13 protein-coding genes are annotated in these 10,652 nt (G+C 36.5%); 5 read left to right on the plus strand and 8 right to left on the minus strand.

All coding sequences use genetic code 11. From position 1 onward, the window contains the following. Positions 1 to 182: hypothetical protein (locus NYE65_RS27070; RefSeq protein ID WP_340862321.1), on the minus strand; the 182-nt coding region annotated here is incomplete at its 3' end. Positions 183 to 579: 397 nt separating this feature from the next. On the opposite strand from NYE65_RS27070, the gene NYE65_RS27075 reads away from it, so the two are divergent. The 4 genes from NYE65_RS27075 (at position 580) to NYE65_RS27090 (ending at position 3,373) form a co-directional block, all read left to right on the plus strand. After that, on the plus strand, positions 580 to 861 hold the full coding sequence (locus NYE65_RS27075; RefSeq protein ID WP_340862322.1) for a hypothetical protein: 282 nt from the start codon (positions 580 to 582) through the stop codon (positions 859 to 861). A gap of 13 nt (positions 862 to 874) precedes the next feature. Continuing rightward, complete coding sequence (locus NYE65_RS27080; RefSeq protein WP_340862323.1) at positions 875 to 1,123, plus strand: hypothetical protein; 249 nt, start codon at positions 875 to 877, stop codon at positions 1,121 to 1,123. A gap of 630 nt (positions 1,124 to 1,753) precedes the next feature. After that, positions 1,754 to 2,143, plus strand: coding sequence for a hypothetical protein (locus NYE65_RS27085; RefSeq protein ID WP_340862324.1), 390 nt, complete (start codon positions 1,754 to 1,756; stop codon positions 2,141 to 2,143). Positions 2,144 to 2,554: 411 nt separating this feature from the next. After that, positions 2,555 to 3,373 carry a hypothetical protein gene (locus tag NYE65_RS27090; protein ID WP_340862325.1) on the plus strand — a complete coding sequence of 273 codons (819 nt, stop codon included), beginning with the start codon at positions 2,555 to 2,557 and terminating at the stop codon, positions 3,371 to 3,373. Between the two features lie 359 nt (positions 3,374 to 3,732). On the opposite strand, the gene NYE65_RS27095 is transcribed toward NYE65_RS27090, so the two are convergent. From NYE65_RS27095 to NYE65_RS27120, 6 genes are all read right to left on the minus strand, one after another. Continuing rightward, on the minus strand, positions 3,733 to 4,347 hold the full coding sequence (locus tag NYE65_RS27095) for a hypothetical protein (protein WP_340862326.1): 615 nt from the start codon (positions 4,345 to 4,347) through the stop codon (positions 3,733 to 3,735). Between the two features lie 1,655 nt (positions 4,348 to 6,002). Then, the gene (locus NYE65_RS27100; RefSeq protein ID WP_298469928.1) at positions 6,003 to 6,158 is read right to left on the minus strand and encodes a hypothetical protein; all 156 of its coding nucleotides are present in this window, start codon (positions 6,156 to 6,158) and stop codon (positions 6,003 to 6,005) included. Positions 6,159 to 7,205: 1,047 nt separating this feature from the next. Beyond that, positions 7,206 to 7,361, minus strand: coding sequence for a hypothetical protein (locus NYE65_RS27105; RefSeq protein ID WP_340862327.1), 156 nt, complete (start codon positions 7,359 to 7,361; stop codon positions 7,206 to 7,208). Positions 7,362 to 7,620: 259 nt separating this feature from the next. Next, positions 7,621 to 7,986: a hypothetical protein gene (locus NYE65_RS27110; RefSeq protein ID WP_340862332.1), complete on the minus strand. Its 366-nt coding sequence runs from the start codon at positions 7,984 to 7,986 to the stop codon at positions 7,621 to 7,623. Between the two features lie 321 nt (positions 7,987 to 8,307). Continuing rightward, positions 8,308 to 8,877, minus strand: coding sequence for a tyrosine-type recombinase/integrase (locus NYE65_RS27115; RefSeq protein ID WP_340862331.1), 570 nt, complete (start codon positions 8,875 to 8,877; stop codon positions 8,308 to 8,310). Positions 8,878 to 9,140: 263 nt separating this feature from the next. After that, positions 9,141 to 9,323: a glycosyltransferase gene (locus NYE65_RS27120; protein ID WP_340862328.1), complete on the minus strand. Its 183-nt coding sequence runs from the start codon at positions 9,321 to 9,323 to the stop codon at positions 9,141 to 9,143. Between the two features lie 394 nt (positions 9,324 to 9,717). On the opposite strand from NYE65_RS27120, the gene NYE65_RS27125 reads away from it, so the two are divergent. Continuing rightward, the gene (locus NYE65_RS27125; RefSeq protein WP_340862329.1) at positions 9,718 to 10,056 is read left to right on the plus strand and encodes an ATPase; all 339 of its coding nucleotides are present in this window, start codon (positions 9,718 to 9,720) and stop codon (positions 10,054 to 10,056) included. Between the two features lie 115 nt (positions 10,057 to 10,171). Here the strand turns inward: NYE65_RS27125 and NYE65_RS27130 are convergent. Beyond that, positions 10,172 to 10,652 (minus strand): hypothetical protein (locus tag NYE65_RS27130; RefSeq protein ID WP_340862330.1); only part of this gene is annotated, 481 nt, incomplete at its 5' end.

Raw genomic sequence — 10,652 nt, forward strand, 5'->3', positions numbered from 1 at the left:
CCACGATTGAAGACTTCAATGATCTTCTTAATCTTCGGAAACTCTGTATGTGGAATCCAACGACCAGTAGTTCGTTTATCAAACTCAATTAAGCCTTTGTCGCACCAAGTTCGCAACCTCGGAACTTCAATGCCAAATCTTTCAGCAACCGGGCCTATGGATTCCCACTTTATATCGCTCATTCGGATTCCTCCTACGAATAATTTTATAACTTAGACTCAATTGAGACTAAAACTAATGTGAAACATTTTTATATTAGATAATTTGAATATGTAATTAATTCTTTAATTTAAGTGTATTTCATTGTTAATTTAGTCTTATTATTGCATGTTTCAGTCTTAATTTATATAACTTTCAACACAAAAAAGCAGCCAAGCAATTCTTAATGCTTTAGAACATATTGCATCCTCCAGTGAAGAAAGAGTTATGAAAGAAAAAGTTGATATTGTTAATGACTTTATTCAAAAACAAGCTGAATCTGGAAACTGAACTTCCTTTTATTTTATCTTGTCTGTATAAAAAACTCGTATAGAAATCATACTATTGTTTGTCATACAAAAATAATCTTGGAGGTATAGCATGACGATATCATACGGTCAAGAAGTCTTTACATTGGCGGCAGGCCGAACCTTTAACTTTAGTACAGTTTTCGGTGGCAATACCGATACGGGTGGAGCATATAAGGGTCCTATGGTAGTGGCCGGAATTGCACAGACTCCAAACCGCACCTTGACGCCGGCCACTGTCGGAATACTGTTTAAAGTGCCCGGTGAATATACTACAAAATGTGTCTATAGCTCTAGCATTACAAACAACAACTCGGATTCTGTTTCTTTCAAAATTCACTTTTTCCACGATTGATTAGGAGGTAATTATGAAACTAAGTGTCTTAATAGATCAAAATGGTGAAATTCTGGCAGCGAAGTATTCCGCTTCACCAACCCTGCCTCTACCACCACCAGTTATAACAGAGATCGTACCTTCTGAAGGAGAGTCACTTCACGAAGTCGAGATTCCCTTGGAACTCCAACAGCACATCCTGCAGGACACGTTGGCAACAGAAATTTTTAAATATAGGGTTGAGGACCAAGGTGAAATGACAAGACTTGTCAAAATCTCTTGACGACCTGAACTAAAGCAGCATAAAAGGGATCTTCGATTGAAGATCCCTTTTAATTACCGATAACACCTGATTATGTTGACTATAGTCCTTTACAAACGAGGTTTTAGTTGCCGTTAAGGCTAGTATTTTATCTTTTGGCCTTTTCCCCTTGTTTTGGGGTGATGGATAGCTGGGGTATGGGGCTAGCCCCACATAAAGGACGCCGATATTTTAGTGAAGGTTTGGTTCATCACCAACAACGCAAATCCGAATTTTCTCTTTGTTTTTTTGTATAGCTTCCAATAAGGTGCTTTATGTAAATTAGAAATGTATAGGATATACAACGTTATGGGTATCTGGATACAAAAAAGCCAGTTTTCCACCACGCTAAGGGTGTAATAGATGGTTTAACCAAGATACGTGTAAAAATGGTCCATACTGTTAAATGACAAAAAAAGCATTTAATTCTGCTGCCATTATTTCAATAACAACTCCGTCTACGAACAAATCCTCCAGTATCGATGTAGAAGAAAAATCTTGGTGAAACTCCTTTAAATTTTTCACAAAACTACCAAGCTATTTGTCTCAAACATTTTGTTAATCTGCGTAATAGAATAATAGTAATACAAATAGATGGGAGGTAAATCTGGAATGGCACAAGCTTTTTATACCACTGGGCCAGTTGATAACAGTAATGGAGAAAACGAAACCCGTTTTCTAAGAGCTACCATCTTGAACCTTAATACTACCGGAAACGCGGATATAACAGTAAGAGTTTTAAATATATCAGGAACCCGAACCCTTATTCCGGGCGGTCAACAGAACTTTACCGTTTCGCCTAACTCTGGTGCAAATTCAGCAGCGTATCTTTTTATAGATTCATTGGTTGCATACGAAGTCGTTGTCATAGTAAATCATCCTTCAAATGTAAACGGAGTATTGATTTCCGTTTGGGGAACTGGTCCCGATGGCACTAATCCTGATACAACATTTCTTGCACACACCCGGTTTATTCACAGCGAAATGCACCGCTTACTTTAACACCATATCCCGCCCTATGAAGTCTATTGTTGGGACGACAGGGACAAAGTGATTTATAGTTATACGTTATAGTGTAAAAGACTCACAAACTATCAAATTTCAAATTCACTTGTTTTTTGGTAGCAATTGTTGGATAATTAACCATAACAAAATACGGACGAAAAAAAAGAACCTCAACGTGTCTAAGTGGTATCCCCATACCCTTAAACCGTTCCCCCTAGTTGCAGTAGGGAAAACACTTGTCGAAGTTCTTTGTAACTAACATATTAGTACATTCATTTTAGTGTATTTTACTGTTAGTTTCAAGGGAAAAATGTTGTTTCTTTCATTAGACCACATTTAAAAGACGCTGTTTCCCTTAACTTTATCGGGATCAGTGTCTTTTTTATTGTCCTCTAAGGAGGAAATACCATGTTAATAGCAGGCAGAATCGAAAATTTTAAAGACTACAGCAAGTTTAGCAGCATAAAGGAGTTTAACAACACGATTGAAATGTTCCTAGCCGAACATAAAAAAGATTTCACTAAAGGAGAACTAGTCGCGTTCAAACGCCTGGTCCGATTCTCCGCAAAATATGCAGGTGTAGCCAACGCCAAAATCGGAACGCTAGTAAAAGCCATCAATGAAAAATTGAATGGGTTTGGGGTAAGCCGATCCACTTTTGAACGGATGCTAAGAAAAGCAAAAGATTTAGGTATCGTATCCATCGTAAATACGAAGAAATCTAAAGGTGGCAAAGGACACAATGTCTATATTTTCAACACAATTGAAGTATTAAAAAAGAGAAAATTGACGTATTGCGAGAATCAAGAGAAGCCTTGCCGCAGTAAGGACGAATCCTCCAATTCCGAAAGGGAAACTAGTAATCTTTTAGAAACTAGCAAGAAAAAGAATTTAAATATACGTAAGGATGTTGATTTAGATTCTACTTTTACGGCTTCTTATGTTCCTAAAGAATTTGTCCAGGCTGTTAAGCCTTTCTTTGATCATGCAGCCATGATTGAAGATTTTTGGAAAAGTGTTTTCCTGGATACGAAAGCCATTTCACACATAGTCGAACAAGAAACCATTACATATACAGCTATAAACGCCTTTAAACAATCCATTAGAGGCTATAAACGAGGAAAAGTAAAAACCAATCTGGTTCGTTATTTCACAGGTACTTTTAAGAGACTAATGGATCGGACATATTCGGAGCTTCCTTTAGACGTTTTTTCAACCAATAATTAATAAATCTCAATAATAAGCCACCGGTACATATTTTTTTTGCGTGTTTTACATGCCTGTTGTACGATTTTATAAAGTTAGAACAAATTAAACGGCCTTTACAGGTGTTTAAATTTTTTTCGAGTATTAAAACTAATAAAAAAATAAAAACGGCAAAATGGGCCTTTTAAAGGATTTTAAGAACCTTATATATCAAGATTGGCGCCTTATAGATTGTAGAAGGTGTCTATACTTATTTATGTAAAAATTGTCCAACACTGTTTGGAGTAGTTTCTCGTTTTTCTGTTATGGAAGATAAGATGGAGATACTGACATGCTCCAAGTGTTCTAAGAAAGTAGCAGCATGTATTGGAGAAGGGCACTTATTTGTACTTTTTAATCAAATCGAGGATAGCAATTTCAATAAGATCGGATTTATTGAATTTCTGTTGGTCTGCGAGGCTATCCAGCAAAGCCCCAACTTCCTCATTTATGACAATCGTCTTCCGTACCTTTTTGCCTTTTTCTAAAGTCACTACCCTTTGATACAAGTCATCTCCATGACTATCTTGCTGGTCGTTAAGAACATATCCTCTTATTAAATCTCTAAGAATCGCTCTTTCTTCTGGTGTGAATTCTGTGTGAATCGAACTTTTATCTTGAGTTCGTACGCTATTCACATCGAGGGGAATAGGATGTGAATCCTTTTTCGTGTCATGTGAACTTTGATTCACATTGAATGCATGTATAGGTGTAGTCTGTTTCACCTTAGGGTGACTATTCTTCGATTTGATGAACTCAAACACTGATGTATAAAGAGGTTCTTCCCCTTCACCTACATAGTGCCAGCCCTTTTGACCAGAGTTTCGATACTCGTATCCAGCATTGTGTAAAGCTTCTTTTAATTTCTTCTCACCAATATGAACTTTCTCTTTTGCGATCTTGGCTATGGTATTTCCGGTTATCAATAGGTCGTCCAATATTTCCTTAATTTTCATGATTCACATTCCCTTCACACTGATATCACTCTTAATTCACCTATTCTACATTCTGGTGTGAATTCCCTCCGATATTTCGAACGGAATTACCAAATAACCTTACACCATAAATCCCTGTTCAGTTCTAGCCAATGTCTTTCAAATGTTCTAGATCTTTAGTTTCTTTAATGTGATCTCGATTCCTTTAAAAAAGGAAAATGAATCCCCCCGGGCGATAGATTGCATAGCTAACTTTCTGGAGAAACTACTAAGATAAACAATCATGCAACACTAAATCGTAGAATAAGAGTTCAATTGTTTTCTAGTAATCCTTGGAAATGTAAGCGCTTTCTGTTATAATAACAATGGGTTGGATGGCATGTGTGGCTGTCATAGTATCTGGCGTAGGCGGGGCCGATATCGGAAGAGGACTTAGAGAAAATATCCTTTTTTAGCTGAATAAAATCATACATAAACCATAAAAGTAAAAGACGATAAACCCCTTGGCTCCCAAGTGGTTTATTTTGGTGTAACTGCGAACAACATCGCTAATTTTCGTCGAAAAAACCAATAAAAAAGTAAAAAAAAAGAGAAGGTTTCCTTCTCTTTTTTTTAATAACATTCAATAAAATAGGGGGACGCAAAGGGGATATTGATTAATATTTAGTGATATCACTAAATAACTGTTTTTAAAATTATCATTTAAGACCCACGTCAGCCCACCTATATCAATGAGGAGCCCCATGTCAGCCCACCTGAAAGAAATTAACGATATCATATAAAACACTAGGCTTTGCCTAGGATATTATATGATATCAGTTTTTCCTTATGCTCTTTCTCACCCTATATCCATAGAATTGTTCACCCGGTACATGATAGACTTTTTCTCCCGAGCTTGATGTATTACCTTTAATGTTAAGACATGCTTTTTCAGCTTTAGCCTGTTGTGCCTTTTCTTTCTCTTCTTGTTCTTTCTTAGCTTTGTCCTTTTCTTCAAGGTAATTGATCTCTGCTATTTTATATGTCTTCTTCTCCTAGAGTTTTTGGGCGTCTAAAGAGTGCAAAGTTGAGTAGTGTCAATCCAATGCCAATAACTCCGGCAAAGAAAGTTACGATAAATCCCTGTGGAGTTCTAACCACGAGGCTATAGATAAGACACCCCATGAATATCAGCACGATTAGGGTGTGTATCAATCGATATCGTGACATAAAGGCACCTCATCCCCGTATTGTTTTTGCTATATTATACCACTTCCCCTGGCCGAGTTATGGCCACCGTTTTTATACTGGAAATAGGGTAAGGGAAACCCCTGGCTACCTTTCGAGGAATTAATATGCCTACAGCAACAGCAGGTGGTTGGCTAGCTCAATTTGGGGAATACTGAATTATTATAACTTTTATGATGTATACTCTTTGTGAACTTAATCCTTTATAATGTACACTATTTGTGAACTTAATCCTTGTGAACTTTTGAATTTTAAGCTACACTGAGATTAAGATAAACATTAACATTAACATTAACGTTACTTCTAAGTGGATAGACTATAAAGCAAAAAAAAAGAATCCGGTGTTGGCCCACCTGATTCAAAATTTTCATGATGTTTGTTTTTGATGTCTGTTTACCTTGTTTAATATTCTGGTTAAAACAAAAGTATTGCGACAACTATCTAGTCCATTAGATAGTTGTTTTTTTTTGTTTTTTTGAATTGCCTAAATATCCAAAAATGATAATCCCTAGTTTAAAGTCAGATTCAGATGTAATGAAGCTTGATAATTCCGTAAAGACATTCGCTAAATCTGAAACTAGCGTTAACAATTCTAATATTTGCATTGATCAGTCCCCCCTTCTCAGCAAGGGACAATCATCAAAAAACATATTCTAGGTTGCTACTTCTCTATATATCTTTAAATCCAGTTTCTGGAACAAAAGTAAAACTAACCACCAGATCTATTTTAAGTGTACACAGGAAAGCTAAATAAATCAATGTATTGTATCGTTAAATATTTCCACTACTATATATTGTATTTGTTTTGATTAACTTTTAATTTTGTCAAACTATAAATCGATTAATATAGTTAGCAATAGGGAGGAAACTGCCGATTACCATTAATATTCCATTAAATTTCAATTAATATGAACTTTGCTTTTTGACCACTTTGACCAAACCTAGCTGTAATGGCCCTGATATTTTCCAAGCAGTAGTCGGGTCACAGGTACCCACGTCCCCACATGGTACCCTTCGGATATTCCGTACCTTTCCTATGAAACAATATTTGAGGGAGGTTAAATCCTGCCCTCGTAAGTATCTGACTCTAATCATTATCATTCATATCATTATGATAGTAGCAAGCTCTACTGTACGTGTTGAATGCAATGGTATGTGTTGGCCAATATCTATGTGGTGATAGGTGACACTGATTGGCGTATGGGGCATACGCTATAACTCCCCCCTTGTCCAACTACCCTCTATGATTGTAGTCTTGCTGTATGCCGTATATCATTACGTAGTACAGTTGTACAGGTCCTAGGATGGGCCATACGAAGGTACGAGCATTAGGAGGTATTGATTATAGGGTAATTTATTTTCGTGCCTATATGGTACCTTCAAATTCTGCAATGCATTGTATATATATTGTATATACAATATATATACAAAATGGTTCACTTATAGAGAACCTTTAAGGTATACTTAGGGTATTAAGGTTCCCGTTTTGGGTTACCCATTTTGGAAATTTGCAAAAAAAAGACCAGAATGTTGACGCATTCCGATCTTAAAAGAAATTCATGATGTTTAGTTTTTGATGTTTGTGTGCCGCGTTGGTTGTTAATACTGACTAAAAGCATACCTGTTTTTTTCAATGGACCCTAATTGGCAGATTAGGGTTTTTCCCGTTTACTACGTAAATATCCAACAACAAGCACAATGTCACCGGGGTTAGCATTAGCATTAGAATCAGATGGTAGAAAATCCTTTAAGTCTGACAACAATCCTACTAAATCAGTAGTAAAGCTTATGACTTCCACTAAATTCATTGATTACCTACCTCCCTTCTTCGCAAGGCAGGACAATCATCAAAAACTCTTGATGTTCTGTTACTAATTTCCGTAAGAACTAAAAATTAGTTGATTTTTTATAATATAATTCTACCATACTCTTCATCCCAGCGAATAAGTCATTTAGCGAACGTGCGTTCTTTTCCTCGGCATTCTTTCTTTATTTCATAAATTTTTTTACTAATCTTTCAATCACTTTCGTAATAACCCTTCTTTTGTTGAAAAAACTACAAGTATTTCATCGTATTATCGACAATTTCCCAAATAAGATGATGAGAATACCTATTTTACTCAATACTTCCCATAGGACAGACCACAATTTAGTCAAATCAGGAGCATTAACTACCGAAGCACCTACTCCATGCAAACATCCACTCGTTTTATATCCTCCTTGTCCAAATTTACCGCCCGCATGAAGAACCGTCATGATTACTTCTACTGCCGGTCGTTCCATTTTTTCATGGATACCGATTGGATTGATAAGCCCACTTTTTTGAAAGATCAAGAAGTGACAAGGAGAACCACCAATATTTTTTTTATTTTCACTTTTTTGATAGTGTCCTACTCTGTATGCCCGAGCCCGTGACTTACCATTCCTGGACATTCACTAAGCAATAGGCTCAAATTTTTTGTCCCATGAAGTACATTGGGTGAATAGGGAACTCCCTCCCGATTATAAAGGTTTTAAGTGTCACAACTTAAAGGTATTGGTAGAAAGAGCATAAGGAAAAACTGTCCCCAACTACGTTGTGGTCCTAGGCAAAGCCTAGTGTTTTAATGGGTACATGAATTCTTTACAGGTGGGCTGATGTGGGACACCTGATTTACATAGGTGGACTGATATGGGACTGACTATTTTTCTTAAAGTAACGTTCTTGCTACATCAAAATGAATAAAATTACTTGAAGAAAATAAAGAAGTTGAATTAGTGAAAAACGCTAAAGTGTTTCAATACGTTGTTCGTTTCTTCTTCCGTAATGCCGATATAACGCAGGGTAACGGATGGATGAGAATGATGCAGAATCCGTTGCAGCATGGCAATATCTTTCGTGGCTTTGTAAAACCAATAGCCAAACGTTTTTCGCAAGGTATGATTGCCGACATGTTCCACGCCAGCGAACTCTGCAGCCTTATTTAACTGCCTGTAGGCCTGAGTAGGGGTAATGGGGCCTTCTCCCTTCCTAGACGGGAATAAATAGGGACTCGAGACGCTTTGGGCGTACGCAAAGACCTCTTCGAAGCAATTCGCGATATACATGTCGCGGATTTTTTGCGTTTTGCCTTCCTTAACCCGGAGAATCTTGTGTTGTTTGCTTTTAAGGTCCAGAATCTGCTTCGTGGTGAGCTTGAGTAGGTCCCCGACACGTAGGCCGGTCTCGCAGCCTACGACAAACAGGATGTAATCACGCTCCGAACAATGGCGCTGAAGCGCCCATTTCATATCTTCTAACTGCTGTTGATCACGGATCGGCTGCACATCTTTTGGTTGCGTCATCTTCATCGACCTTTCTTCCTCCAAACCCTTATGTACCAATGATTTGAATGTACGATTTTTTCTTCTTTATCAGTATAAAGAGAAAGGACGAAAAAAGTCAATGAACTCAGTATTTTGAATGTATGATAATTTATATTATCATACATTCAAATAAAAGAAGAAAAAAAACGTTCGATTCAGCTGCATGTCGCCTATTTATGGATTTTTATCGTCTCTAATGGCGTGATGATACAGTTTAAGCATGTTCTTGATCATTTTATCCATTACCAGCGTTTATGCGCCCATACCTTGGCATGATGGGCAAACTGCTCTCTAATTAAGTCATTTTCCAAAAGGTATTTTAATTTTATATAAAGTTGTTGACTATTTCCTGCAGGAAAAACTAATCCATCTTGTCCATTTGAAACCATTTCAGGAAGTGTAGCTGCATCGCTTAAGTCAAACATACTGCATCCTTTTGCAGACGAGGGTAGCCCGAATATCCCTCCAATTTTAAACACATAGTTTTTAGGTGTGCGTTTTTATTGTGTATGTATGTTTTATAAAACGTTGGACATCAACGTTTTGACTTCTGAAGAAACCTCTTGACTAAAAATGCTAGTTTTAACTTCCTACGCCCTCTTCTTAGTATCGGCCCCGCCTACGCCAGATACTATGTAGCACATACACTTGAAGGGTTGACAAGTCTTTTAGACTTTATACCTCTTTTATAATCCGCAGATTACTATTTTTCTATTTTTAAATCAATTTCGATAATTAGTTTAGAACTTTTAATAGAGCTTTGAATACTATGAAATAGTACTTTGCAAATTACTAATGATTTAAGGAGGTGAATTTAAAATGGCTTTAACTACCGGTCCAATTGAAAATGTAGGGAATCAACCTGGCGATGCAGATGATGTTCGGGTCAAAATTCTCAATCGTGCTAGTGGTCCAATTAGTGGATTAATTAGAGCTGTTAGACTTAATGGTACAAGAATATTAATTGAAGAGCAAAGCTATAATGTGCCTGTTAATTCCTCTGCTATAAGAACTTTAAATCTTGATGGAGCATTCGAATACGAAGTTGTAATTATTCCTAATCAAAATGGTGGAATCTTCACTGTTTACGGACGTTCTGGAGGCACTATAATTGATGCACAACGAGTTTTGAACTCAGAATTAACGACGTCTCTTTAGTTTTAATAAAAAGGATTTCATGTAAATAAAAAAGAGTTGAAACCCCTTGGCGCCAAGGATTCGTTTCCTTCTCTTTTTTTTTAAAAATCTTTTCAATAATCCAATCTGAAAAGGTTCATCCGAAAATCTTTGATAGCAACCCCTTTTTTTCTTTCTTTTGACTAATTAATTGAGCCTCCATTAACTCTAATTTAGCCTCTAATTTAGTCTGTTTATTTATTTCTTCCTTCTTTTGTTCTTTCATGTATACATTAAAGGTATCTTTTAAATCTTTATCTGAACTAATTAAGTCTTTTACCAGTCCCTTTAGAACCTCATTATCCTCCTGAAGCTTATTTATTCTGCTATCTTCAAGTAATTTTATTTCATTTTGTTTTTCTACTAATTGAGATAAGCGATTTACTTCTTGCTGCATACGTTTAAACTCATTACCTATTTGCATAAACATTTCATTAGCGCCACTTTGTTCAAAGGCTTGTCCGAGCAATAAAGCCATTTCTTTTGATTTTTCCTCTTTTTCCTTATCTGTTTGCAACTGATGGTATAAGTTCTCCTTAATTAACTCTTCTTTCACATCATCAAATGTGACATTTCCA

It is taken from the genome of Peribacillus sp. FSL R5-0717 (assembly GCF_038002945.1).
GTDB lineage: Bacteria > Bacillota > Bacilli > Bacillales > DSM-1321 > Peribacillus > Peribacillus frigoritolerans.